This window comes from Pseudomonas sp. C11 (genome assembly GCF_034683865.1).
Lineage (GTDB): Bacteria > Pseudomonadota > Gammaproteobacteria > Pseudomonadales > Pseudomonadaceae > Aquipseudomonas.
Genome location: NZ_JAWIIP010000001.1, coordinates 437,455 through 464,401 on the forward strand (window position 1 = coordinate 437,455; position 26,947 = coordinate 464,401).

Consider the following 26,947-nt stretch of genomic DNA (forward strand, 5'->3'; position numbering starts at 1 on the left):
GAAGAAACTCTCACAGGCAGAAAAGACAGGCGTCGACGCGACGTACGCGGCAATGCCAAAGCGCGCGCGCACGACGGCCCGAGCGGCCGCCGTGCGCATTCGGAATCAGGGCAGTTGGTGGTACTTGCCCTGGTCGTCCCACTCGTACATCACGTAGTCGGAGACTTGCAGGTCGCCCTTCTCGGTGAAGGCTTTCTTGCCCATCACGGTATCCACGCTATGGCCCTTCAGCCATTCGCTGGCCTTGGCCCCGTCGGTGCTGCCCACCGCGTTGAAGGCCGCCGCCAGGGTCTGTACCGATGCGTAGGAATACAGGGTGTAGCCTTCCGGCTCGAAGCCGCTGGCGCGGAACTTCTCGATGACGGCCTTGCCTTCAGGGATCTGCCGCGGATCGGCGCCGAAGGTCATCAGCACGCCCTTGGTGTATTGCGGGCCACCGGCGGTGGTCACCAGTTCGTCGGTCACCACGCAGTCACCGGAAACGAAGGTGGCGTTGACGCCCTGCTCACGCATCTGCCGTACCAGTGGGCCGGCTTCCGGGTGGCAGCCGCCGAAGTAGACGACGTCGGCACCGGCCGCGCGAATCTTGGTCACCAGCGCGTTGAAGTCCTTCTCGCCACGGGTCAGACCTTCGTACAGCACGGGTTCGATACCACGCTTGGCCAGTTGCGCCTTGGTCGCATCGGCCAGCCCCTGGCCGTAGGTGTCCTTGTCGTGGATCACCGCGACCTTCTGCGCCTTGAGCTTGTCGACCAGGTAATCACCCGCGACGATGCCCTGCTGATCATCACGCCCGCACATGCGGAACATGCCGGTCAGGCCGCGCTCGGTAATCTGCGGGTTGGTCGAGCCCGGGGTGATGGCGATGATACCGGCCTCGTCGTACACCTCCGACGCCGGCATGGTCGAGGACGAGCAGAAGTGGCCGACCACACCCACCGCCTTGTCCGAATCCACCAGGCGGTTGGCCACGGCTACGGCCTGCTTCGGCTCACAGGCGTCATCGGCCTTGACCAGGGTGATCTTCTCGCCATTGACGCCACCAGCGGCATTGATGTCCTCGGCGGCCTGGGTCGCCCCGCGCCAGTACTGCTCGCCATACGAGGCATTGGCACCGGTATGCGGGCCGGCGACACCGATCACGACATCGGCCAGAGCCAGGGAAGAAGAGCCCAGTGCGGCGCTAACCGCCAAGGCCAGAAAACCTTTTCTGTAAATCTTCTGCGACATGTGGTGCTCCTGAGTGTTGGTTTTGGCAGCAGTGACGGAGCAAGGCTTATGCCAGTAAAAAAAACCAACTGAAAAGAAGCGAATCCACGGGCTGAATGCGCGAAAGACCACCGATCTACGGGTTTCCAGGCCTATCAGTGCCACCTGCCTTGCCGGGATTGCCTGGCGGGCACAGCGCTTACTTTCGGTAACGGCACTGGGCCATGACGCAGGCCAGCCCCAGGTTAGTGCGAAAAATCCACTCATCCGCACCAGCAGCCGGCAACACCCAGTGCAGCGCTCAGGTTAAGCACGCTGGCAACAGCAGGCGATGTACGAAGCTCGGCCGATACAGGCCTAAGGAATCACGAGGCGCTATTTTTCTTGCGGAACCGACCAGGCGCGACGCCAAACATTTCGCGAAAGCGGCGCTGGAAATGCGAAGGTGTCACGAAGCCGCACGCGACCGCGACCTCGAGCAATGGCTTGTTGGTGTACTGCAGCAATTGCCTGGCTCTGGAAAGGCGCAGCTCCAGGTAATAGCGGGGCGGAGTCGCTTTCATGTGAAAACAGAACAAGCGCTCGAGGTGACGGCGGGAAATACCGGAGTAACGAGCGATCTCGCCGATGCCGATAGGGTCTTCTATGTTGTTGTGCATCAACTCGAGCGCGGTCTTGAGCGAGTTGGGCAAGGTGGGGTCAAGATCGATCGAAGCCACGGAAACATCGTAGGTCTGCCCCATCCTGTCGCAGCTCAGCACCTCCTCGACTGAGCCGACCAGCTCGGCGTCAGCGGTTTGCCGCACGATCTCCAACATCATATGCAGCGAACTGTTGGCTCCGGCACAGCTGACTCGCTTGCGATCGACCACATAGGAACGGCTGCTCACCTTCACCTTGGGGAACAGCTCGGTGACCATTACCCGCCCTTCCGGGTGGAACGCACACTCGTAACCATCCAGCAGTCCCGCCTCGGCGATAAAGTAAGCGCCGTTCCACAATCCACCGAGCGTGACGCCGCTCGCCTCGGCCTGGCGCAACTTGCTGCGCAGCAGTGGGATGGCCTGCAAATGAGTGCGGAAACCACCGCACACCACGATCATGTGCTGCGCTCGTTCATTCAGGTCGGCAAGTCGGCAGTCGACGGAGATGGCAATGCCCAGGTCGCTGATCACCACGTCCTGATTGCCGACCACGAGCACCTTGTAGAGAGGCGTGGTGCTCATCAGATTGGTCGTGACCAAAGCATCCACCGCGCCAGTGAAGGCCATCATCGAGAAGTTTTCCAGCAACACGAAGGCCACGGAGAAGACAGCGGCAGGCTGCGCCTGACCTTGCTTTGGCTCTAGGTAAATACGGTTCCTGTCTTTGAGGACACTCTCGAACGATGTTTTCACAGCCAGACAATTTCCTGTCGAACGTTATGGCCCATGCAGAACGATGGTGTCGTCACGCGAGCCTGCATCGATATCACCAAACCGGGCTTTCCTGAAAGCTGCCATGACCTCTACAGCAGGGAGTACCACCTCCAGAGTGCCATTCGGATACTCTCCGGCTCCGCGAGCAATTACCTCGTCGCCGTAGCGGCCTCTGACGTCTAGAAAGCGACAGATTCCGGCAGAATCACCTTTTTATTCGGTCAACCAAATACCTGTCGTCAGGGTTCTGCATGCCGCGCCCGATCTCGAGGTGCATTCGCTGCTCGTGACCACTTGAGGTCTGCCGCACGGCATTGTGATGCGCACTGGCTGTGCCTAACGCCGTGCAACCATGAACAACCGCGGGAACGGAAGCAGCACCTTGCCATCAGCCTGCGCCGGATACGCCTCGGCAATCGCTGCCTCATAGCGCTCAAGAAAAGCCGCCTGCTGCTCGGCGTCCAGCGGCTGCAGGAACGGCAAAAGCGCCGTGGACTTGAACCACTCCACCACCGCTGCTGCATCGTCCAGCACATGGAAATAGGTGGTGCGCCAGATATCCAGCTCGCTGGCGTGGGCGCCGAGGATGTCGTAGTAGGTCGGCGCGTCGTGCCGCTCTGCATGCTGCACATGCGCAATACGCGCAGCCCATGGCCCGTCAGTCGCCACCTCTCTGGCCAGACGGTGTGCCGGCTCCTGCAGGTTGTCAGGCGTCTGGATCGCCAGCCAGCCGCCGGGCGCCAACTGCGCGAGCAATCGCGGGTATAGCCCGGTGTGATCAGGCAGCCATTGCAACGAGGCGTTGGCCAGGATCAGCTGTGGCGCGCGCTCGGCCTGCCAATGCTGAATATCCGCCAACTGGAAGCTGACCTGCGGCAGACGCGTACGCGCCGCACGCAGCATGTCGTCGCTGCTGTCGATGCCGATCACCTGCGCCTCGGGTGCATGCGCCTGCAACACGGCCGTGGAGTTACCGGGGCCACACCCCAGGTCGACGGCCAGCTCGATACCCTCGCGCGGTACCGCCGCCAGCAGGTCATGTACCGGGCGCGTACGTTGACGTTCGAACAGGGAATACTGCTGGGCAGACCAGGTCATCTTCAGGCACCTAAAACACATTCTACGCCGCAGGATAACAGGCTACGCCTGGCCACAGATCACCGGCAGTTTTCCGCTCTCGATCAGTCGCCGAGTGGCGGAAAGCCGCCGTGCCACGTGAAGTCGATCACAGCCCTCTTACATCAGCAAACAGGCTGGCGGAAATTCGCCACAATGGCACAACCCTTGCGAATGAAGGGCACGCCTGCGGCCCGACAATCCCCTGCCATACTCATCGCGATGGGCCCCAGCGACCAACACCGAGCACCCTCCATGAGTGCTCGCACGACCGACAAGAAGAAAAGGAAGCAGTATGTTCAACACCATCCGAGCCCTGGCTACCGGCGCCCTGGCGCTGGCCGCCCTCAGTTGCCAGGTGGCGCTGGCCGAAGAACCTATCCTGATCAAGTTCTCTCACGTGGTAGCCGACAGCACGCCCAAAGGCCAGGGTGCGCTGCTGTTCAAGAAGCTGGTCGAAGAACGCCTCGAAGGCAAGGTCAAGGTCGAGGTCTACCCTAACTCCACGCTGTATGGCGATGCCAACGAGCTGGACGCCCTGCGCAACAACGAAGTGCAATTGCTGGCACCCTCGCTGGCCAAGTTCGATCAATACACCAAGCAGCTACAGGTGTTCGACCTGCCGTTCCTGTTCGATGACCTGGAGGCCGTCAACCGCTTCCAGAAACGCGCCAAGGGCCGCCAACTGCTGCGCTCTATGGAAGCTCACGACATCGCCGGCCTGGCCTATTGGCACAACGGCATGAAGCAGCTTTCCGCTACCCGAGCGTTGCATGTGCCCACCGACGCCAAGGGCCTGAATTTCCGTATCCAACCCTCGGCGGTACTGGAATCACAGTTCAGCGTGATTGGCGCAAATAGTCAGAAACTGCCCTTTTCCGAAGTCTTCGACGCATTGAAGAGCGGCAAGGTGCAAGGGGCGGAAAACCCCTGGTCGAACATCTACAGCAAGAAACTGCATGAAGTGCAGCCCTTCATCAGCGAAACCAACCATGGCGTGCTGGACTACATGCTGGTGAGCAACTCGCGCTTCTGGTACAGCATTCCGCACCAGGTTCGTACCGAACTGGAAGCGATCATCGACGAAGTGACCTATGCAGTGAACAAGCAGGCCGAAGCCGACAACCAGGCCGACCGCCAGCGCATCATCGATTCCGGGCGCAGCCAGGTCATCAGCCTGACGCCGGAACAGCGCCAGGCCTGGCGCGATGCCATGCGCCCGGTGTGGGCGCAATTCGAGGATCAGATCGGCAAGGACGTGATCAAGGCGGCGCAAACGGTCAATCGCAAGCACCGCGAATGACGGCCAGTCGGCATGGCGAATGCCCGCCATGCCGACCGTTACTGCGCGGCCTGCTCCTGTAACTCCCCGACCTGCCAACCACCGCCCAGCGCGGCGATCAATTGCACGCTGGCCAGCAACCGATTGCCCAGCAAAGTCAGATTGGAGCGCTCGTTGCTCAGTGCCGTAGCCTGCACGTTGACCACGCTGTTGTAGTCGACGGTACCCGCCTGGTACTGGTTCTCGATCAGACGCAAGGATTCGCGGGCGGCGTCCAGCGCCTGCTGCTGCACGCCACTTTCCTGCTCCAGCACGCGCAGTTGCACCAGGTAATCCTCCACTTCACGGAAGCCGTCCAGCACCGCCTGGCGATATTGCGCCACGGTCTGGTCATAAGCTGCCTGGGTGCGCTGCAGCTCGGCGCTACGCGCGCCACCGTCGAACAGGGTCAGGGCCAGTTGCGGGCCGAGTGACCAGAAACGGTTGGGCACATCGATCCAGTCGGCGAAGCTGCTGCCGCGATAGCCACCGCTGGCGCTGATGCTCAGATCCGGGAACCAGGCCGCCTCCGCCACGCCGATCTGCGCATTGGCAGCCATGACCCGGCGTTCAGCGGCGGCGACATCGGGCCGACGTTCGAGCAACTGCGAGGGCAACGCCACGGGAACGGCCGGCAACGTCGGCAGACTGTCGCGCGCGGCGATGCTCAGCTCGGCCGGGCTCACCCCGACCAATACGGCGATGGCATGTTCGAGCTGAGCGCGCTGCCAGTTCAGATCGATGGCCTGCGCCTCGGTGCTTCTAAGCTGGGTCAGCGCCTGAGTGACGTCGGAGCGCGGCACGATGCCGGCGTTGTACTGGTTTTCGGTCAGACGCAGCGAGCGCGAGTAGGCAGCGACGGTAGCGTCGAGCAGGCGCTTCTGCTCGTCGAGCACGCGCAACTGCAGGTAGTTCTGCACCAGTTCACTCTGCAGGCTGAGGCGCAACGCGGCCAGATCGGCAGCGCTGGCCTCGTAGCTGGCCTGGCTCGCCTCCAGGTTGCGCCGCAGTTTGCCCCACAGATCCAGTTCCCAGGCCGCGCTCAGGCTCAGGTCATAGCTTTTGGAAACGCCCGAACCATTCACAGTGGAACCGGACGCACTGCCGCCGCCCTGGCCGCTGCGCGTCACGCCGGCACTGCCGGACAGCGTCGGTGCGAAACTGGCCCGCGCCCCCCGTACCAGCGCCCGCGCCTGCCGGTACTGGGCTTCGGATGCCGCCAGATTCTGGTTGGACAGTTGCAGACGCTCGACCAGCGCATTGAGCTCGGCGTCGCCGTACAACTCCCACCAGGCGCCGCGCGCCAGGGCGTCGGCGGGACTGGCCGGCGTCCAGCCCTCGACCTGCTTGAACTGCGCCGGCACAGCCAGCTCCGGGCGCTGGTAGTCAGGGCCAATGGCGCAGCCGGCCAGCACGCCGAGCAGCACGAACAAACCGTAGGAGCGCGCTCTGCGCGCGAACGGGGTGAGGGTAAAAACTGCGCGAGCAGAGCTCGCTCCTGCGGATGCGGCGGGTTTCATAGCGGGTTTTCCAGCGAAGCATCACTGCGCACGCCACGCCAACGATTGACGCGGTGCCGCAAGCGGTCGAAATAGAGGTAGATCACCGGGGTGGTGTAAAGGGTCAGCAGTTGGCTCAGCACCAGGCCACCGACGATAGTCACGCCCAGCGGCTGGCGCATTTCCGCGCCCTCGGCGGTGCCCAGCATCAAGGGCAGAGCGCCGAGAATCGCCGCCAGGGTGGTCATCAGAATCGGTCTGAAGCGCAGCAGGCAGGCCTGGCGAATCGATTCCTGCGGGCTCAGGCGCTCGCCACGCTCCAGTTGCAGCGCCAGGTCGACCATCAGGATGGCGTTCTTCTTGACGATACCGATCAACAGGAACAGCCCCAGCAACGAGATCAGGCTGAACTCCATGCCCACCAGCTCCAGCGCCAGCAATGCGCCGACACCGGCCGACGGCAAGGTGGAAAGGATGGTCAGTGGATGCACATAGCTCTCGTAGAGCACACCGAGGACGATATAGACCACCAGCAGCGCCAGCAGGATCATCAGTGGCTGGTTGCCCTGGGTCTGCTGGAAGGCGGCGCCCGTGCCGCCCATCGTGCCCTGCACGCTGGTGGGCAGGCTGAGCCTCGCCACCGCACGCTCGATGGCCTGGCTGGCCTGCTCCAGGCTGACGCCCTCGGCCAGGGAGAAACCGACGGTTTCAGCCGCGAACTGGCCCTGGTGCTGCACGCGATCCTCTTCCAGGCTGCGCTCCCAGTGGGCGAAGGTCGACAGGGGCACGCGTGCACCGTCGGCGGTGACCACCTGGATCTGGTTCAGCGCTTCAGGATACTGCGCGTACTGCGGATTGATCTCCATGACCACGCTGTACTGGTTGAGCGCCTCGTAGATGGTCGACACCTGGCGCTGGCTGAAGGCGTTGTTGAGCACCGCAGTGACCATGCTCATGTCCACACCGAGACGCTTGGCGGTTTCACGGTCTACCACCAGGCGAATCTGCTGGGCGCCTTCGTTCTCCTTGGCATCGATGTCAGTCAGTTCGGGCAGCGCGCGCAGGGCCTCACGTACCCGTGGCAACCATTGGCGCAGGGCGTCGAGGTCGTCGGAGAGCAGCATGTACTCGTTCTCCGAGCTGCGCCCTTCGCGCCCGCCGAACTGCAGATCCTGATCCGGCATGAGGAACATGCGCCCACCCGGCACCTTGGGCACTTCCTTACGCAGACGATTGATCACCGCCTGCGCCGACAGCTTGCGCTCGGCGATGGGTTTGAGGCGCACGATCATGAAGGCATTGTTGATGCCCCCGGAGCCGCCGATGAACCCGGCGACGCTGTGCACCGCCGGATCCGCCAGCACGGCCTTGCGAAAGGCCTCCATCTTCGGCTGCATGACCTGGAACGACAAACCATCATCGCCGCGGATGAAACCGATCAACTGGCCAGTGTCCTGCTGCGGCATGAAGGTCTTGGGCACGCTGACGAACAGGTAGACGTTCAGCGCGATGGTCGCCAGCAGGCTCAGCAGCATCAGCAGCGCATGGCGCAGCGCCCAGTCCAGGGTGCGGCCGTAGAAGCCCAGCACGCGCGCCTGCACGCGCTCGCCCCAACGCTGCCAGGCGTTGCTGCTGGCCTCGTCCTCGGCGCGCAGCCAGCGCGCGCAGAGCATGGGCGTCAGGGTCAGCGACACCAGCAGCGAGATGACGATCGACACCGCCAGGGTCAGCGAAAATTCGCGGAACAGGCGCTCGACGATGCCGCCCATGAACAGGATGGAAACGAACACCGCGACCAGCGACAGGTTCATCGACAGCAGGGTGAAACCCACTTCGCGAGCGCCCTTGAAGGCAGCGGCCATCGGCGTTTCGCCGGCATGAATGTGGCGGGTGATGTTCTCCAGCACCACGATGGCGTCGTCCACCACCAGGCCGGTGGCGATGATCAGCGCCATCAGCGACAGGTTGTTGAGGGAAAAACCCATCAGGTACATGGCGGCAAAGCTGCCGATCAGCGAAACCGGCACGGCCAGCGCCGGAATCAGCGCAGCGCGCCAGCGCCCGAGAAACGCCAACACCACCAGGATCACCAGCGCCACGGCGATCAGCAGCGTCTGCTCGGCCTCATGCAGGGTGGCACGGATCACCGGCGAGCGATCCATCGCCACCTCCAGCTCGACACTGGCCGGGATCACCTCGCGCAAGGCCGGCAGTTGGGCGCGGATGTCGTCGATGGTCTGCAGGATGTTCGCCCCGCTCTGGCGGTTGATCACCAGCAGCACGGACTCCTTGTCGTTGTAGAAACCGCTGTTGTAGCGATCCTCCACACCATCGGTGACGGTGGCCACGTCGCCCAGGCGTACGGCAGCGCCGTCCTGGTAGCGGATGATCATCGGCACGTAATCGGCCGCTTTCTCCAGTTGGTCACTGGCCTGTACCTGCCAGCGCCGCTGATCATCCTCGACCGCGCCCTTGGGCCGCAGCGCGTTGCTCTGCGCGATGGCCTGGCGCACATCGTCCAGGGCAATGCCGTAGTGGTCGAGCAGGCGGGGCTCCAGCGCCACACGCACCGCCGGCAAGGAGCTGCCACCGACCTGCACTTCGCCAACGCCACCGACCTGGGCCAGCTTCTGCGCCAGGATGGTCGAGGCCACGTCGTACAGCTGCCCTTTGTTCAGCGTCGTACTGGTCAGCGACAGCACCATGATCGGTGCCTGCGACGGGTTGATCTTGCGGTAGCTGGGCATGGTGCGCATACCGCTGGGCAGCAGATCGCGCGCCGCATTGATCGCCGCCTGCACCTCACGCGCAGCGGTATTGATGTCCTTGTCCAGATCGAACTGGATCATGATCCGCGTGCTGCCCTGGCTGCTGCGGCTGTTCATCTGGCTGACGCCGGAAATGGCGCCGAGCGAACGTTCCAGCGGCGTGGCGACGGTGGCCGCCATGATCTGCGGACTGGCGCCGGGCAGGCTGGCCTGCACGGTGATGGTAGGAAAGTCCATCTGCGGCAACGGCGCCACCGACAGCAGGCCGAAGCTGACCCCGCCGAGCAGCATGATCGCCAGGCTCAGCAGCAGCGTTGCCACCGGGCGGCGGATGAAGGGCGCGGACAGGTTCATGCGCGCTTGCCCCCATGGCTTCGCCAGCCGCTCCTACGACGGGGGGTCATACCGCGACTCCGGCGGCGCTGCGCCCGCTGAAACGGCGCGACAGACGATCGAAGTACAGGTAGATCACCGGCGTGGTGAACAGCGTCAGCACCTGGCTAACCAGCAGACCACCGACCATCACCAGGCCCAGCGGCTGACGCAGCTCGGCACCGGAGCCAGAGGCCAGCATCAGCGGCACCGCACCGAACAATGCCGCCAACGTGGTCATCAGGATCGGCCGAAAGCGCAGCAGCGCCGCCTGGTAGATCGCCGCCTCGGGCGTCATACCCTGATTGCGCTCAGCCTCCAGGGCGAAGTCGATCATCATGATGGCGTTCTTCTTGACGATACCGATCAGCAGGATGATGCCGATGATGGCGATCAGGCCCAGGTCATTGCCGGTCAGCAGCAGCGCCAGCAAGGCGCCGACGCCCGCCGACGGCAGCGTGGAGAGGATGGTGACCGGGTGGATATAACTCTCGTAGAGCACGCCGAGCACGATGTACATGGTGACGATGGCCGCCAGGATCAGCAGCAGCGTGGACGACAGCGAGGCCCGGAAGGCCTCGGCGGCGCCCTGGAACTCACTGTCGATGGCGCCGGGCAGGCCGATGTCCTGCTGCACCTGCTCGATCACCGCCACCGCCTCGCCCAGCGACACACCGGGCGCCAGGTTGAACGACAGGGTCACCGCCGGGAACTGGCCGATATGGTTGATCAGCAGGCTGGCCGGACGCTCGTCGATGCGCGCCAACGAGGACAGCGGCACCTGCTGGCCATCGCCGGTGGCGACATGGATCTGGCGCAGCGCTGCAGTGCCGATGCGCCCACCGTCGCGGCTCTCCAGCACCACGCGGTACTGGCTGGACTGGGTGTAAATGGTGCTGATTTGGCGTTGGCCAAAGGCGTCATAGAGCGCGTCATCGATATCGCCGACGTTGATGCCCAGGCGCGAGGCGGCATCACGGTCAATGTCCAGATACACCTGCAGGCCACGGTTCTGCAGGTCGCTGGCCACGTCGGTAAGCTGTGGCTGCTGGCGCAGCGCCTCGACCAGGCGTGGCGTCCAGGTTTCCAGCAACTGGCCATCGGGCGACTCCAGGCTGAACTGGAACTGGGTGCGGCTGATGCGATCCTCGATGGTCAGATCCTGCACCGGCTGCATGAACAGCTCGATGCCCGGCACCTTGGCCAGCTCGGGCCTCAGACGCTCGATCACTTCACTGGCGGTGACGTCACGCTCGGCGTGAGGCTTGAGGTTGATCAGCAGGCGCCCGCTGTTGAGCGTCGGGTTGTCACCATCGACGCCGATGTACGAGGACAGGCTGGCCACCGCCGGATCGCGCAGGATCACCTCGGTCAGACGCTGCTGGCGCTCGCTCATGGCGCTGAAGGAAATCGACTGCGGTGCCTCGGAAATACCCTGGATCACCCCGGTGTCCTGCACCGGAAAGAAGCCCTTGGGCACGGCCAGGTACAGCACCACGGTCAGCCCCATGGTGGCCACGGCCACCAGCAGCGTCAGCGGTTGATGCCTGAGGACCCACTGCAGGCCAACGCCGTAGCGCTCGATCATGCCGTCGATGAAACGCCCGGCCGCCTGGTGGAAACGCCCCTCCTCGCCGGCACGTTCGACCTTGAGCAGGCGCGCGCACATCATCGGTGTCAGGGTCAGCGACACCACCAGGGAAATCAGGATGGCTACCGCCAGGGTGATGGCGAACTCGCGGAACAGTCGGCCCACCACGTCGGCCATGAACAACAGCGGAATCAGCACGGCGATCAGCGACAGGGTCAGCGAGACCAGGGTGAAACCAATCTGCCGGGCGCCCTTGAGCGCGGCATTGAGCGGCGTCTCGCCCTCCTCCAGGTGGCGGGCGATGTTCTCCAGCATGACGATGGCATCGTCCACCACAAAGCCGGTGGCGATGGTCAGCGCCATCAGCGTCAGGTTGTTGATGGTGAAGCCAGCCATGTACATGACGGCAAAGGTGCCGATCAGCGACAGCGGCACCACGATCGACGGAATCAGCGTGGCCGAGAGTTTGCGCAGGAACAGGAAGGTCACCATCACCACCAGGGCGATGGCCAGCAGCAACTCGTGCTGCACGTCGCGCACGGCAGCGCGGATGGTCTGGGTGCGATCGGTCAGCACCTGCACCTCGATGCTGGCCGGCAAGGTGCTGGTCAGTTGCGGCAGCAGCGCCTGGATGCGGTCGACCACCTCGATGACGTTGGCCCCCGGCTGGCGCTGCACGTTGATCAGCACGGCCTGGTTGCGGTCGGCCCAGGCCGCCAGACGCTCGTTCTCGGCGCCGTCGTCGATCTGCGCGACATCCTGCAGGCGCAGCGCGGCGCCGTCCTTGTAGGTGAGGATCAGGTCGCGGTATTCGTCCACCGACTTGAGCTGGTCATTGGCATCGAGCTGCGAGACGCGGGTCGGGCCATCGAAGTTGCCCTTGGGCTGGTTGACGTTGCTGCTGGTGATCAGGCTGCGCACGTCGGCCAGGCTCAGGCCATAAGCGGCCAGCGCCTCGACATTGACGCGGATGCGCACCGCCGGGCGCTGGCCGCCGGCCAGGGTGACCAGGCCGACGCCGCTGGTCTGCGCGAGTTTCTGTGCCAGGCGGGTATCGACCAGATCGTTGACCTGCGGCAACGGCAGCGCCTTGGAGGTCACCGCCAGGGTCAGCACCGGCGTATCGGCCGGGTTGACCTTGTTGTATACCGGCGGCGCCGGCAGATCATTGGGCAGCAGATTGCTCGCGGCATTGATCGCCGCCTGCACTTCCTGCTCGGCCACCGCCAGGGAGACGTCCAGATTGAAACGCAGGGTAATGACCGAGGCGCCACCGGAGCTGGTCGAGGACATCTGCTTGAGCCCGGCCATCTGGCCGAACTGGCGCTCCAGCGGCGCGGTCACGGCGCTGGTCATCACATCCGGACTGGCACCGGGGTACAGGGTCAGCACGCGGATGGTCGGGTAGTCCACCTCCGGCAGCGCCGATACCGGCAGCAGGCGGTAGGCGATCAGGCCGCCGAGAAAGATCGCCACCATCAGCAGCGTGGTCGCGACCGGCCGCAGAATGAACGGGCGGGAAATATTCATGCGTCTTTCCGTGCGGCGCGGCCTTGAGCACTGTGCTTGGCGCCCTGCTCGACCTGGCTGGCGTCGCCGGCCGGCAGGTTGCTGCGCTCGATCACTTCGACCTTGCCACCGTCACGCAGGCGGTCGGTGCCTTCCAGTACCACCCGTTCGCCGGGCTCGACGCCGCTGCTGACCAGGCTACGCTCGGCATCGCTGGCGGCGATGACCACCGGACGAATACTGACCTTGCTCTCGGCGTCCACCACATAGACGAAGGTGCCCTGGTTGCCGAACTGCACGGCCGCCGACGGCACGATGGTCGCTCCCGGGCGATTGTCCACGCGCAGACGCACGTTGACGAACTGGTTGGGGAAGAGCATTTGCTCGGCGTTGTCGAAGCGCGCCTTGAGCTTCACCGTACCGGTAGCGGTGTCGATCTGGTTGTCCAGGCTTTCCAGGGTGCCCGTGGCCAGCTTGAGTATCTCACCGCGATCCCAGGCCTCGACGGCCAGGCTGATGCCGTCGCGGCGGCGCTGCAGCACGGCAGGCAGATCGCCCTCGGGCAAGGTGAAGATCACCGAGATCGGCTCGGTCTGGGTAATCACTACCAGCGGCGTGGTATCGCCACTGCGCACCAGGTTGCCGATGTCCAGCTGACGCAGGCCGAGGCGCCCGGAGATGGGCGCACGGATCTGGGTGAAATCGAGGTTCAGCTTGGCCGTGGCCACATCCGCCTGGTTGCTCTTCAGGCTGCCACGGTACTGGTTGACCAGGGCCTGCTGGGTGTCGAGGGTCTGCTTGGCGATGCTGTCCTGAGCGTACAGCCCTTTGTAGCGCGCCAGATCCAGTTCGGCGTTTTGCAACTGCGCCTGGTTTTCCTGCAGGGCGCCCTGGGCCTGCTGCAAGGCCACCTGATAGGAGCGCGGATCAATTACCGCGAGCAAATCGCCGGCCTTGACCTTCTGTCCTTCCTCGAACAACACCTTGACCAGTTCGCCATCAACCCGCGAGCGCACGTTGACCGTGTTGTAGGCCGTCACTGTGCCCAGCGCCTTGAGCGTGATGGCGAAGTCGCCCTGCTCCACCGTGGCCAGGCGCACGGGCACCGGGCCCATGTCACCAAAGGGACCGCGCCCCATGTGCTGCGATTTTGGCGCGCTCGGCCAGAACCACCAGAGCAGCACGCCCAGCACGGCGAGCAGGACGAGGCCGATCAGCCACTGGCGAGAGGGTTTGCGGGAGGGCGAAGAGGAGCTGATATCAGGCATGTTCACAAGGTCGACGCAATCGGGAGTCGCAACGATAAGCACAGGCCCCCATCAAGCAAAGCCCATTTACCCGCTTTTTACGCAGGACTTACGTAACCAACTATTTGAGCGGAAACGAAAACGGCCTGCATGGCAGGCCGTTTGCGAAACGAGACCGCGCTTACTTGAGCGCAGCCAGAGCAGCAGCGTAGTCCGGCTCGTTGGCGATTTCAGCGACCAGCTCGGTGTGCAGCACCTTGTCCTGCTCGTCCAGCACGACTACGGCACGTGCGGCCAGGCCGGTCAGCGGGCCGCTGGAGATGGCCACGCCGTAGTTCTTGAGGAAGTCGGCACCGCGCAGGGTGGACAGGTTAACCACGTTCTCCAGGCCTTCGGCGCCGCAGAAGCGTGCCTGGGCGAACGGCAGGTCGGCGGAAATGCACAGCACCACGGTGTTGGCCAGTTGGCTGGCTTCGCCGTTGAACTTGCGCACCGAGGTCGCGCAGGTCGGGGTGTCGACGCTCGGGAAGATGTTCAGCACCTTGCGCTTGCCTGCCAGGCTGGCCAGGGTGACATCGCTCAGATCGCCGCCGACCAGGCTGAACGCCGGGGCTTGCTGACCGACTTGCGGCAGTTGGCCGTCCACTTGAACCGGGTTGCCTTTGAGAGTGACTTGCGCCATGAGGAGTTTCCTTTTAGTGAGGGTGTTGAAGGGCCGATTCGCACTGCTGCATCCGCAACAGATGGCAGGTCACGACCCGACCAGCCCATCAGCCTAGCGCAGAAGCGCTGCCGATACACCGGAGGCCGAGTAGGGATTTAGAAATCGCGCTTGTAGAACAGATCCAGCGAGCTGGCCAGACCGCTGGCAGCCTCCAGGTACAGCTTGCGAGTCAGCTCGTAGCGCAGCGCGATGGTATTGGCTGGCTCGAACACGCCCACACCATAGCGCAGGCTGAGGCGATCGGTGATCGCACCACTGGCTACCACGCTGGTGGTGATGCCGCTGCCCTCGGTGTCGAGCTGGAAGTCCTTGATGCCCAGGCTGCCAGCGAGGCTGGTGGTCAGCGAGGAACTGCCGGCCAGCCCCAGTGCCAGCGCCGCCTGGCCAAGCATGTTGTTGTCGCCACTGCTCTGCCCCATCGGCCGCCCGAGCACCAGGTAGGACAACGCCTGCTCCTGGCTCATCGCCGGCTCGGAGAAAATCGTGGTGCTGGGCTGTTCGGCATTACCGGACAAACGCAGGCCCGCGACCACGTTGTCGACCCGGCGAATGGCCTCGACGTCGAGGAATGGCTGATCGATCGGGCCGGCGAACAGCAGGCGCGCCCGGCGGATGGTCAGGCGCTGGCCATAAGCCCGGTAGCGACCGTTGACCAGATCCAGTTCGCCGCGCGTATCCAGATCATCACCAATATGCACGCGCCCGCGCAGGTCGGCGCTGAGGCCGAATCCGCTGAACGCCAGCTTGTCCTGGCCGACCTCGACCGTCACGTCCATGGCGATGCCCATGGCCTGCTCTTCGGCGCTCGGCGCCTCGCCAACCACCTGGGCATCGCCGGAAACCTTGACCGTCGACGCGGGCAGCTCACGCACGCTGATGTCGCCACGGGGGATGCCGACCTTGCCGCTGATGGCCAGATGCTGCTGGCGCAGGCGCAACTGCAGATCCGGCTCCACCTCCAGCTTGGCGTAGGGCTCCACGTTCAGCGGCAAGCGCTGGCCCTGCACGGCCAGGTCGCCGCTCAGGCCGTCCTGCCAATCCAGCTCACCACGCAGATTGCCCCGCCCGGCCTCGCCGCTGCGCCAATTGCCTGCGAGCTGCATGCGCTCGCCGGCAATCAACGCCTGCAGTTGCAGATCCTCCAGGCTGAGCGGCAACTCGCTACCGGACAGCTCGCCGTCTTCCAGGCGCAGTTGGCCATTGATCTGCGGCGCCAGCAGATGCCCGCCCAGGCTGCCGCTGCCCAGCAGACGGCCTTGCAGGCTCAGCTCGGTGTCGACACGCTGGGGCCGCAGTTGGCTGTCCAGGCTCAATGTGTCGTAGGCGAAGTCCAGCCACTCATCCTGCTCGACCTGGCGAATGCGCAACGTGCCCGCGCCAGCGTCCAGACGAATGCGGCCGTTCGGCCCGCTGTCGGGCAGTTCCACCTTGAGTTGGCCATCGAGCTGGCCCTGCCAGGCGAAATCATCCGGCAGCCAGGGTTGCAGGCTGGCCAGCGGGAAGTTTTCCAGTGTCCAGTCCAGACTCGGCTGCGGCGCCAGGCGCTGCTGCCCGCCGCACAGGCTGGCAGGCCCGGAACGCCAGCAATGCGCGCCCAGGTTCAGACGCCCGCTGGCCAGCCGTTCCAGGGTAGCCGGCTGCTGCAGTTGCCAATCCTGCCCGCCACTGCGCAGTTGCCCGCTGGCGATGCGCCCGCGCCAGTCGCCCTGCTCGCTCAAATTGCCGTCCGCAGCCAGTTGCAGATTCAGCAACGGCCCCTGCAGATCGAGCTGCAGGGATTGGCGGCGTATATCGCCCTGCCCTTTGCCTTCCAGGCGCCCCAGATAGGTATCGCCGATACGAATGCCACGCAAATTGAGCACCACCAGAGCCTGCTGACGAGCATCCAGGCTGGCCTGCACCTGCAGGCGACGCAGGCTGGGATCGCCAAACGCCAGGCGTTCGCCGGTCAACTGCGCCTGCCCCTGCGGCGCCTCTAGCGTACCGGCCAGGCTCAGTTGCCCCTGCAGTTGCCCTTGCAGACCCGGCCACAGTTGCCCGAGGCGCGGCAGAGCAACCTCCAACTGACCACGCAGGCGCTGATCCACGGCGCCCTGACCGCTCACCCGGTTATCGCCCAGGCGCAGCAACAGGCGCTGCAGTTGCCACTGCTGCTCGGCACCGTCGCCCTTGATTTGTAGCTGCGCGGGCTGACCACGCAGGCGACCGCTGATGTCGATATCGGCCTGCGCGCGCAGCTTGCCGGCCTCGAAATGCCCCGATGTGTTGAGCGGGCCCGCCAGATTGCCCGGCATCTGCGCCAGCCAGTAACCAGGATCGAGCGCGCTCAGTTGCAGCATCGCCTGCCAGTCGATGCCATTGGCGAAGCCCAGCTTGAGCACACCTTCGGCACGCCCCTGACCGGCCACCAGTTGCAACTGCGGCAGGGCCACCTGCTGCAGATCACCGCTGAACGGCGCGCTCAGGCTGAAGGCGCCGGCCGGCCCCTGCAATTGCGCGGAAAAATTGCCCAGGTAGTTGCCTGCGCTGTAGCTCAGTTCGGCCTGCGCCTGTTGCAGGCTCACAGGCAATGGCTCTTGCAGTGGATACAGGCGCTGCCAGGGGAAGTCCTGCCAGGCCAGTCTGGCCTCGACGCCGAACGCCTCCTGCCAATCAAGCGTGCCCTGCACCAGCAGGTGCTGCTGCTCATCGGCCTGGATGCGCAGCGTCTCGATCTGCGCGCCGCGCGCATCCACTCGCCCCAGTAACTGCAACGCCATCGGCGCCTGCTCGGCCGGCAGGCTGGCCGAACCCTCGACCCTATAACCCGTGGCTAGGTCGCCCTGGGCACGCAGTTTCAGTTGCTGCAATTGCAGCGTGGACGGCAAGTCGGCACTGGCGCTGAAGGCATCGCTGCTCAGTTGCAACTCGGCCGGCAGGTTCTCTGCCAGCGCCTGCACCTGGCCGACCAGGCGCGCCGTGAGATAGCCGCTGCTGTCGACCTGCAGCTTCAGACTGCGCTGCAGCTCGCCAGCGACCTGCAACGCCAGGTTCCAGGGCTGGCCGTCGACAGCGGGCAACTGCGCGCGCCCGCTCAGGGTCATCGGCCAGCCGGCGCTGGGGGTCAGTTCGCCGCTCAGTTCCAGGCTCAGTTCATCGCGTTGCACAGCCAGACGTTGCAGGTGCACGCCGCCCTCGTCCCACTGCGCGACCAGGCTCAAGGCGCTGAGCTGCGCCTGCCCGTCCAGACGCAATTCGCCGAGACGGATATCACCCAGTTGCACGCGCAGCGGCAAAGCGAGATCCGGCAACTGCAGCGGGCTATTGTCGCTCGATTCGGATGTCGGCAGATCCACGGCCGCCTGCTCCAGGTGCAGCCGGTCGAGGCACAAGGTCAGGCGCAGCAGGCACAACGGCGACCAGGCCATATCCACCTGCTGCAGCACCACCCGCGTCTCGCCCTGTTGCCAGAGCAGGCTGTCGGCACGCCAGGCACCGCCCAGGCGCCCATCGAAGCCCTGCACCTGCAATCCCGGCACCTGCGCCAGCAGCCAGCGACTACCGGCAGCGCTACCCAGCAACCCGCCAATGGCCACGAGCAGCACCAGCAGCACCAACGAACCGCCGAACGACCACTTCAGCACCGATCTCACAGTTCCGGCCCCATGGAGAAGTGCAGGCGGATACCGCCATCGTCGTCCAGCGCATGAGCCAGATCCAGGCGCAGCGGGCCAACTGGTGACACCCAACGGATGCCAAAGCCGACGCCGGTTTTCAGGGTGGGGAACTCCAGCGAGTTGAAGGCGTTGCCCTGGTCGACGAAGGTTGCCAGGCGCCATTTGTCAGTCAGGCTGTACTGGTATTCGGCGCTGGCAGCGACCAGATAGCGACCGCCGATCTTGTCGCCACGGTCATTCTCCGGCGACAGGCTCTGGTAGTCGTAGCCGCGCACGCTCTGATCGCCACCGGCGAAGAAGCGCAGCGACGGCGGCACGGCCGAGAAACCGTTGGTTTCGGTGCCGCCGAACTGCACGCGCCCGAGGAAACGGTGATTGTCAAACAGCGTGGTCAGCCCCTTGAGCATGACGTTGCCGTGCACCACGTTGGCATCGGACAGCACGCCATCGACCGCGCCAGCCAGATCGAACTGCAGACGATAGCCCCGATTCGGATCGAGCTTGTTGTCACTGCGCAGCAGGGAGTAGCTGACGCCAGGCATCAGCAAGGTGCTTAGGCCCGCATCGTCACCCAGACGATATTCTTCGCGCTGCGCCTTCACCGACAGCACCCGCTGCCAACCGCCGGGGCGCTGGCTGTGCCATTCCGGGCCGAAGGTGAGCAGGCGACTGAGGCTGTCGTTGCTGGCCAGCTCTTCGTACTGATAGCCGCCGGCGATACGCAGCTTGTCGGTCAAGGGTGGATCACCGGGTATGTCGTACCACAGGCCAACGTTCTGCCGTGGTGCCGACAGCTCCATCTCCACCCCGTAGCTGTGCCCCTGCGGATTGCGCCAGTGGCGTGTCCAGCTACCGCGCAGACGCGGCCCGACATCGGTGGAAAAGCCCAGGCCAAGCCCAAGCGTGCGCGGTTCCCGTGTCTGCAAGGCGACGCTGACGGGAATGCGCAACTGCTCGGCTTGCGTGGGAATCGCGTCGACCCGTACCGACTCGAAGTAACCGCTGGACTGCAGCGCCTGATACAGCTCGGCGATCAGTTCGGAGTCATAGGGCGTGTCGGCCTTGAACGGCACCATGCGCCGCAGCAACTCGTCGTCGAATGGGAAGTCGCCGGTAAAGGCGATATCGCCCAGGCGATAGCGCGGGCCACTCTGGTAGACCAGTTCGATGTCGGCGACACCGGCGGCTGGATCGATGGAGAGATGCTGGCGGGTGAACTTGCCATCGAAGAAACCATAACGCGCAGCCTGATTCTGAATCAGCCGCTTGGCATCCTCGTAACGCCCATGATGCAGCGTGGCGCCAGGCTGCAGGCGACTGCTGGCCGGCACGCGAAACGCCTTCATCTCGCTGGCCGGGCCTTCGATGCGGATATCGACGTTGCGCAGGCGCACACGTTCGCCGGGCTCGACCTCGAGGATCAGCCGCGGCGTCTCGCCGTCTTCGATCTGGCTGCGGATGCGCGCCTGGTAGTAGCCCAGCGCCTCGGCGGCCTTGCGCGCCTCGGCTTCGGCGATGCGGCGAATCCGGCGCAAGGCCTGGCGATCACGCCCATCCAGTGTTCCGACATAACCTTCGATATTGGCCTTCAGGGCCGAATTGGCTGGCGTGACCCGCACCTCGAGTTCACCGGCAGCCATGGCCGTGGAACTGACAAGCAGGAGCAACAGGGCACGCCGAACCTGTCCATAGATGCTCATGGCGGGGGATGCTACCACGTCACGCGCCCCGCGCCAGAGCACCGCAGCGCCAACCTCTTTACACGGATTCAGGCTCCGGCGAGCGTCAGTGGCTGCGGGTTGGGATGAAAGAACACATGTTCCACCACCGGCCCGATGGCCAGTTCGCCCAGTTCCTCGTAGCCCTGGCGACGGTAGAAGTCCAGATAACGGGCATTGCCGGTATCCAGCACCACCCCTTGCGAGCCGGCATCCTCGGCGCACCAGGCGTGCAGCGCTTCGAGCAGTTGCTCGCCGCGCTGCTGGCCCTGGAATTCCGGATGAATGCCGATCAGCGGCAATACGTGATAAGGGCCTGGCGGCAGGCAGGCGATCACTGCATCGTGATAGTCGAGGTAGCGGCGCGTGCAGCGAAACCCGGTGGTCAGCAACATGCCCAGGCGCCAGCGCCAACTCTCGGTGATGTCCAGGCGGCGCTGCGGCGGCGCGATCAGTGCCGCGCCGATCAGACGGTCATCGAGCAACAGGCCAATGGCTGGCAGATCCTCGGCGAAGTGCTGCTTGACCAACTCGCGCACGGTGGCGCGCACCCGTTGGTCGAAACCGGGACGCTCGGCCTCGAACAAATAGGCGAAGGTCGGTTCGTGGCGATAGGCATGATAGAGAACGGAGCGCACTTCCCGGGCGTAGCCGGAATCGAGCATGCGAACTTCGGCAGATCCTTGATGGGGCATGGCGACCTCTGTTGGTTTGGGGGCCTTACTGGCAACCTAGCAGCGCCCCGGCCATCCCGCCAGGCGCTGGCCGTCGCCTGAGCGGATCGGCTAGCATCGCCTTTTGCCTTCAGGGATCGCCGCCGATGAAAATCGTTTCGTTCAATATCAATGGCCTGCGCGCCCGACCTCACCAGTTGCAAGCGCTGATCGAGAAGCATCAGCCGGACGTGATCGGTCTGCAGGAAACCAAGGTAGCCGACGAGCAGTTCCCGGAAAGCGAGATTCGCCAGCTCGGTTATCACGTGCACTACCACGGGCAGAAAGGCCACTACGGCGTCGCCCTGCTCTCGCGTCAGGAACCGCTGAGCCTGCACAAGGGCTTCCCGGGCGATGCAGACGACGCCCAGCGGCGTTTCATCTATGGCACCTTCGCCGATGCTCAGGGCAATCCCGTCACCGTGATGAACGGCTACTTCCCGCAAGGCGAGAGCCGCGACCACCCGGTGAAGTTTCCCGCCAAGCAGCGCTTCTATGCCGATCTGCAGCAACTGCTGGTGGAACGCTTCGACCCGCAGCAGGCGCTGGTGGTGATGGGCGACATCAACATCAGCCCGGAGGATTGCGACATCGGCATCGGCGAACCCAATCGCCTGCGCTGGCTGAAGACCGGCAAGTGCAGCTTCCTGCCGGAGGAACGCGAATGGCTGGCGACCCTGAAGAACTGGGGCCTGGTGGACAGCTTCCGGCACCTTCACCCCGAGGTAAACGACCGCTTCAGCTGGTTCGACTACCGTAGCCGTGGCTTCGAGGACGAGCCCAAGCGCGGCCTGCGTATCGACGTGATCCTGGCCAGCCAGCCGCTACAGGCGCGCCTCAAGGAGGCCGGCATCGACTACGACCTCCGTGGCATGGAAAAGCCCTCCGACCATGCGCCGATCTGGCTGGAACTGAGCTGATCGCCAAGCGGCGAGCCGTCACATCCCTGCAATCTGGCTGACTTAATCTGCGCGGCATCTCCACCCTGCACAAGGTGTTCGCCGCATGCCGCGCGCCCAATCCAGCCATGACCACGACCTGTGGAGCCGCACGCTGTCGCTGCTGCTCCTGGGTTTCATCTGCTACGCCCTGCCCCTGTCGGTATTCGCCGCCCTGCCCGCTGCGCAGAACGGCGCAACCGTCCTGCGTATCCAGGGTTCCAACACCATTGGTGCCAAGCTCGGCCCGGAGCTGATCAAGGCGCTCTTCGCCGCGCAGGGTTTGAGCGACATACGCAGTGAAGCGGGCAAGGCCGAGAACGAACAACGTATCCTCGCCCGCCAGGCCGACGGCCGCCTGGTCGTCGCTGAAGTCGCCGCCCACGGTTCCGGCACCGGGTTCGTCGCACTGAAGAACGGCAGCGCCGATCTGGCCGCCTCCTCACGCCCGATCAAGGCAGCCGAAGCGGGCGAATTGGCGACCCTGGGCGACATGCATGACGCGCGATCCGAACAAGTCATCGCCATCGACGGCCTGGCCATCATCGTCAACCCGAGCAATCCCATCGGCAATCTCAGCGTCGAGCAACTGGCGCGCCTGTTCGCCGGCGAGATTCGTGACTGGCGCGAGCTGGGCGGCCGCCCTGGCGCCGTCACCCTGTACGCCCGCGATGACAACTCCGGCACCTACGACACCTTCAAGGAGCTGGTGCTGGCGCCAGGCGCACGCACTCTGGCGGCAGGCGCGAAACGCTTCGAATCCAGCAGCCAGCTCTCCGATGAGGTGAGCGGCGACCCGAACGGTATCGGCTTCATCGGCCTGCCCTACATCCGCCAGGCCAAGGCCGTGGCCATCGCCTCGGGCGATTCGCAGCCCATGCTGCCCAGCGCCACGCTGATCGCCACCGAGGACTACCCCCTGGCACGCCGGCTGTTCTTCTACAACCCGGCGCAATCGAGCAATTCCTGGGTGCGCGCGCTGATCGACTTCACCCACAGCCCCGCCGGGCAGAAGATCGTTGCCGACAACGGCTTCATCGCTCAGACGGTGCAGGCGGTCAAGGTCGCACCTCAGGCACAGATGCCCGCCGATTACCGGCAACTGGCCGAGCAGGCGCAGCGCCTGTCGGTGAACTTCCGCTTCCAGGAAGGCAGCGCCAGCCTGGACAACAAGGCGCAGCGCGACCTGACACGCGTTCTCGATTACCTCAGAAGCCATGACAAGCTGCACGACAAGGTGGTACTGGTCGGCTTCGGCGATGCCAAGAGTGATCCGGCGCGCGCCGAGCTACTGTCCAAGCTGCGCGCCATGGCCGTGCGCCGCGAACTGGCCCGCCAGGGCGTCATCTTCCGCGAAATCACCGGGCTCGGTGATGAGCTGCCAGTCGCTGCCAACAGCGAAGACAGCGGCCGCCTGCGCAACCGCCGGGTCGAGGTGTGGGTCTACTGAACCTGCGTCGCTTGGCAGCTCACCTACCAGCAACTAACCTTTCACCAGCGTGACGCCGGGCCCCTCTGGCGGTGAGCTTGCTCACCGTGATGTCGGAGTCACTGAGTCGATCTCCTTCAACTCAGGCAGACATCGAGAGGGCTCATGAACGCTCTACCGGCCTTTTTCACAACGCCCTTGTTCGGCACACCCGCCTGGTTCTGGCTGGCCTTCCTGCTGCTGATCATCGTCCTGCTCGTCCTCGACCTCGGTGTGCTGCACCGCGACCAGCACGAGATCGAGGTGCGCGAGAGCCTGTTGCTCTATGCAGGCTATTTCAGCGTCGGCGTGGCGTTCGGCGGCTGGATCGGGTGGGAGCTGGGCACCACCAAAGCCATGGAGTTCTACACCGGCTTGCTCGTCGAGCAGTCGCTGTCGATGGACAACCTCTTCGTCATGGCGATGATCCTCGGCTACTTCGGCATTCCCCGGCGCTACCAGCACCGCGTGCTGTTCTGGGGCATCCTCGGGGTGATCGTACTGCGCGCGATCATGATCGGCCTGGGCACGGCGCTGGTTCGGCAATTCGACTGGATTCTCTATGTCTTCGGCGCCTTCCTGCTGCTGAGCGGTATCAGGATGCTGCGCAGCGGTGACGATGCGCCCCATCCAAATCCGGCGCAGAACCCGCTGATCCGCTTCGTGCGCAGGCGCCTGCGCGTCACCGACAAGCTGCATGACGGCCGCTTCCTGGTTCGCCTGCCGGATGCCAGTGGCAAGACGCTGCTGCATGCCACGCCCCTGCTGCTGGCGCTGATATTGATCGAGCTGGCCGACCTGGTCTTCGCGGTCGACAGCGTGCCCGCAGTGCTGGCCATTTCCCAGGATCCGTTCATCGTCTACACCTCGAACATCTTCGCCATCCTCGGCCTGCGTGCGCTGTATTTCGCGCTGGCTGCGCTGCTGCATCGCTTCATCTACCTCAAGTACGCGCTGGCACTGGTGCTGATGTACATCGGCGGCAAGATTATCCTGCACGATCTGTTCGAGGTTCCCGCCCTGCTCTCACTTGGCGTAACCTTGGCTCTGCTGGCCGGCGGCGTACTGTTCTCCCTGCTCAGAACGCGCGACCAGAAGGCCATCGAATGACGAGGAGTGGCAATGTCGCAGGTCTGCATAGAACGCCTTGAGCGCCAGGGCCAAGCCGTCTGGCAGGTCAGGTTCGGCCGCCGCACCCTGACCTTTCACGAAGAACTGTCGGCACGCGCCTTTGCCGCGCAATTGCATATGCGCCTGACCCAGGCCGACCAACGACCGCAAAGCGAAGACAGGCCGCAATGACGGCAAAAACGACGAGGCCCGCAAATGCGGGCCTCGTCGTTCAGCGTCGATGATTCAGCGGCTGGCCTTCATCATCTCGCGCGGCACGTACTTGCCGATCTCGTATTTGCCGATGGCAGCGCGGTGAACCTCGTCCGGGCCGTCGGCCAGGCGCAGGGTGCGCTGCATGGCGTACCAGTAGGCCAGCGGGAAGTCGTTGGAAACCCCGGCGCCGCCATGCATCTGGATCGCCCGGTCGATCACCTTGAGCGCGACGTTGGGCGCCACCACCTTGATCTGAGCGATTTCGCTGGCGGCGATCTTGTTGCCGACCGTATCCATCATGTAAGCCGCGTTGAGGGTCAGCAGACGTGCCTGGTTGATCTCCATGCGCGAGTCGGCGATGTGGTCGATGTTGCCGCCCAGGCGTGCCAGCGGCTTGCCAAAAGCGGTACGACTCACGGCACGCTTGCACATCAGTTCCAGCGCACGCTCGGCCATGCCGATCGAACGCATGCAGTGGTGGATACGGCCCGGGCCGAGGCGGCCCTGGGCGATTTCGAAGCCACGCCCCTCACCCAGCAGCACGTTCTCGTAGGGCACGCGCACGTTCTCGAACAGCACCTCGGCGTGGCCATGCGGCGCGTCGTCGTAGCCGAACACCGGCAGCGGCCGCAGCACGGTGACACCCGGCGCATCCATCGGCACCAGAATCATCGAGTGCTGCTGGTGACGCGGCGCATCCGGGTTGGTCAGGCCCATGAAGATCATCACCTTGCAGCGCGGGTCGCAGGCACCGGAAGTCCACCACTTGCGGCCATTGATCACCCACTCGTCACCTTCGCGACGGGCATTGGCCTGCATGTTGGTGGCATCGCTGGAGGCCACGCCCGGCTCGGTCATGGCGAAGGCGGAGCGAATCTCGCCGGACAGCAACGGCTCCAGCCATTGCTGCTTCTGCGCTTCATTGCCATAGCGCACCAGCACTTCCATGTTGCCGGTGTCCGGTGCGGCGCAGTTGAACGGCTCCGGGCCGATCAGCGAGCGACCCATGATTTCCGCCAGCGGCGCGTACTCGGTATTGGTCAGGCCCGCACCGTAGTCGGATTCAGGCAGGAACAGGTTCCACAGACCTTCGGCTTTGGCCTTGTTCTTCAGCTCTTCCATGATCGCGGTCGGTTGCCAGCGATCACCTTCGGCCACCTGTTGCTCGAATACCGCTTCGGCCGGGTAGACGTGCGTCTCCATGAACGCGCTGACGCGCTCACGCAGCTCTTGAACCTTGGGGGAATAGGCGAAATCCATGGGCTGTACCTTCTGGCGAATCGGGGGTGAGGTCGTTATGGAAAGGATGCTAGAACAGCAGTTAAGATTTATCGAACCTATTTTCAGCGTGTATGAACATTCATAACCGATATATGATCGGCCAATAACAACAGTCCTGGAGCACGTCCGGCATGAACCTGACCAAGGTCGATCTGAACCTCTTCATCGTCTTCGATGCCATCTACACCGAGGCCAACCTGACCCGTGCAGGGCAGATCGTCGGCATCACTCAGCCTGCTGTTTCCAACGCACTCGCCCGCCTGCGCGAAACCTTCAACGACCCACTGTTCGTCCGTACCGCGCAGGGCATGGTGCCGACACCCATGGCGCAGAACATCATCGGCCCAGTGCGCAATGCCCTGCAGTTGCTGCGCGTCTCCGTGCAGGAAAGCCGCACCTTCAACCCGCAGCAGGCCGGCAAGACCTACCGCATCAGCATGACCGACCTCTCCGAGCAGATCCTCCTGCCGCCGCTGTTCCAGCGCCTGCGCCGTCTGGCACCGAGCGTGTGCATCGAGAGTTTTCTGGCCAAGCGTCGTGAAACCACCAAGGAACTGGCCGCCGGGCGCCTGGACTTCGCCGTCGACGCTCCCCTGAATACCGATCCGCAGGTGCGCCACGTCAAGCTGCTGGATGACCGCTATGTCTGCGCCATGCGCCCCGGCCATCCGCTGGCCAAGGAAAAGATCAGCCTCGACGAATACCTGTCGCTGACCCACATCCACATTTCCAGCCGCCGCAGCGGCCTTGGCTACGTGGATCTGGCCCTGGGCAAGATGGGTATTCAGCGCAAGATCGCCCTGCGCTCGCAGCACTATCTGATGGCCAGCAGCGTGATGCAGCAGACCGACATGGTGATGACCGTGCCGGAGCGCTTCGCCCGTCGCCACAACCTGCATCATGTGACCCTGCCGGTCGGCGACGTACCGACGCTGGAAACCCACCTGTACTGGCATGAAAGCACGGATCAGGATCCGGCCAACCGCTGGATGCGCGAACAGATGATCGAGCTGGCGCAACAGGTGGTCGCGCAGGAGAAGAAAGCCGAACAGGCCGCAACGGCCTGACCAGGC

General features: G+C 64.2%; 18 protein-coding genes. 6 read left to right on the forward strand and 12 right to left on the reverse strand.

The window, feature by feature from the left end:
• Positions 1–105 precede the first annotated feature (105 nt).
• The 3 genes from VC352_RS01940 to tam form a co-directional block, all read right to left on the reverse strand.
• The gene (locus VC352_RS01940; protein ID WP_322977886.1) at positions 106–1,230 is read right to left on the reverse strand and encodes a branched-chain amino acid ABC transporter substrate-binding protein; all 1,125 of its coding nucleotides are present in this window, start codon (positions 1,228–1,230) and stop codon (positions 106–108) included.
• A 344-nt stretch (positions 1,231–1,574) separates the two neighbouring features.
• A complete protein-coding gene (locus VC352_RS01945; RefSeq protein ID WP_322977887.1) occupies positions 1,575–2,606 on the reverse strand; it encodes a GlxA family transcriptional regulator in 1,032 nt (343 codons plus the stop codon).
• A gap of 357 nt (positions 2,607–2,963) precedes the next feature.
• Positions 2,964–3,725 carry a trans-aconitate 2-methyltransferase gene (gene tam / locus VC352_RS01950; protein ID WP_322977888.1) on the reverse strand — a complete coding sequence of 254 codons (762 nt, stop codon included), beginning with the start codon at positions 3,723–3,725 and terminating at the stop codon, positions 2,964–2,966.
• Positions 3,726–4,038: 313 nt separating this feature from the next.
• On the opposite strand from tam, the gene VC352_RS01955 reads away from it, so the two are divergent.
• The gene (locus tag VC352_RS01955; protein ID WP_322977889.1) at positions 4,039–5,046 is read left to right on the forward strand and encodes a TRAP transporter substrate-binding protein; all 1,008 of its coding nucleotides are present in this window, start codon (positions 4,039–4,041) and stop codon (positions 5,044–5,046) included.
• 38 nt (positions 5,047–5,084) lie between these two features.
• Here the strand turns inward: VC352_RS01955 and VC352_RS01960 are convergent, their stop codons facing one another.
• The 8 genes from VC352_RS01960 to VC352_RS01995 all read right to left on the reverse strand — a co-directional run bounded on the left by VC352_RS01960 (position 5,085) and on the right by VC352_RS01995 (position 20,843).
• The gene (locus VC352_RS01960; RefSeq protein ID WP_322977890.1) at positions 5,085–6,584 is read right to left on the reverse strand and encodes an efflux transporter outer membrane subunit; all 1,500 of its coding nucleotides are present in this window, start codon (positions 6,582–6,584) and stop codon (positions 5,085–5,087) included.
• Positions 6,581–9,685: a multidrug efflux RND transporter permease subunit gene (locus VC352_RS01965; RefSeq protein WP_322977891.1), complete on the reverse strand. Its 3,105-nt coding sequence runs from the start codon at positions 9,683–9,685 to the stop codon at positions 6,581–6,583. The genes VC352_RS01960 and VC352_RS01965 overlap by 4 nt, the downstream gene beginning before the upstream one ends.
• Before the next feature lie 46 nt (positions 9,686–9,731).
• Entirely contained in the window at positions 9,732–12,824 is a 3,093-nt protein-coding gene (locus VC352_RS01970; RefSeq protein ID WP_322977892.1) for an MdtB/MuxB family multidrug efflux RND transporter permease subunit, read from the reverse strand.
• A complete protein-coding gene (locus VC352_RS01975; protein ID WP_322977893.1) occupies positions 12,821–14,071 on the reverse strand; it encodes an MdtA/MuxA family multidrug efflux RND transporter periplasmic adaptor subunit in 1,251 nt (416 codons plus the stop codon). The genes VC352_RS01970 and VC352_RS01975 overlap by 4 nt, the downstream gene beginning before the upstream one ends.
• A 160-nt stretch (positions 14,072–14,231) precedes the next feature.
• Positions 14,232–14,732: a thiol peroxidase gene (gene tpx / locus VC352_RS01980; RefSeq protein WP_322977894.1), complete on the reverse strand. Its 501-nt coding sequence runs from the start codon at positions 14,730–14,732 to the stop codon at positions 14,232–14,234.
• A 137-nt stretch (positions 14,733–14,869) separates the two neighbouring features.
• Complete coding sequence (locus VC352_RS01985; RefSeq protein ID WP_416340066.1) at positions 14,870–18,394, reverse strand: translocation/assembly module TamB domain-containing protein; 3,525 nt, start codon at positions 18,392–18,394, stop codon at positions 14,870–14,872.
• 8 nt (positions 18,395–18,402) lie between these two features.
• Complete coding sequence (locus VC352_RS01990; RefSeq protein WP_416340067.1) at positions 18,403–20,070, reverse strand: autotransporter assembly complex protein TamA; 1,668 nt, start codon at positions 20,068–20,070, stop codon at positions 18,403–18,405.
• Between the two features lie 128 nt (positions 20,071–20,198).
• Entirely contained in the window at positions 20,199–20,843 is a 645-nt protein-coding gene (locus tag VC352_RS01995) for a GNAT family N-acetyltransferase (protein ID WP_322977897.1), read from the reverse strand.
• 125 nt (positions 20,844–20,968) lie between these two features.
• Here VC352_RS01995 and xthA point away from each other — a divergent pair, with 125 nt between their 5' ends.
• From xthA to VC352_RS02015, 4 genes are all read left to right on the forward strand, one after another.
• Positions 20,969–21,781: an exodeoxyribonuclease III gene (xthA, locus tag VC352_RS02000; RefSeq protein WP_322977898.1), complete on the forward strand. Its 813-nt coding sequence runs from the start codon at positions 20,969–20,971 to the stop codon at positions 21,779–21,781.
• Between the two features lie 85 nt (positions 21,782–21,866).
• Complete coding sequence (locus tag VC352_RS02005; RefSeq protein ID WP_322977899.1) at positions 21,867–23,249, forward strand: substrate-binding domain-containing protein; 1,383 nt, start codon at positions 21,867–21,869, stop codon at positions 23,247–23,249.
• A 144-nt stretch (positions 23,250–23,393) separates the two neighbouring features.
• On the forward strand, positions 23,394–24,377 hold the full coding sequence (locus tag VC352_RS02010) for a TerC/Alx family metal homeostasis membrane protein (protein ID WP_322977900.1): 984 nt from the start codon (positions 23,394–23,396) through the stop codon (positions 24,375–24,377).
• A gap of 12 nt (positions 24,378–24,389) precedes the next feature.
• Positions 24,390–24,569, forward strand: a complete 180-nt coding sequence (locus VC352_RS02015) for a hypothetical protein (protein WP_322977901.1) — start codon at positions 24,390–24,392, stop codon at positions 24,567–24,569.
• Between the two features lie 54 nt (positions 24,570–24,623).
• Here VC352_RS02015 and VC352_RS02020 read toward each other — a convergent pair whose 3' ends face one another.
• Positions 24,624–25,853: an acyl-CoA dehydrogenase gene (locus tag VC352_RS02020; protein ID WP_322977902.1), complete on the reverse strand. Its 1,230-nt coding sequence runs from the start codon at positions 25,851–25,853 to the stop codon at positions 24,624–24,626.
• Between the two features lie 152 nt (positions 25,854–26,005).
• Here VC352_RS02020 and VC352_RS02025 point away from each other — a divergent pair, with 152 nt between their 5' ends.
• Positions 26,006–26,941 (forward strand): LysR family transcriptional regulator, encoded by a 936-nt coding sequence (locus VC352_RS02025; protein ID WP_322977903.1) that lies wholly within the window; start codon positions 26,006–26,008, stop codon positions 26,939–26,941.
• Positions 26,942–26,947 lie beyond the last annotated feature (6 nt).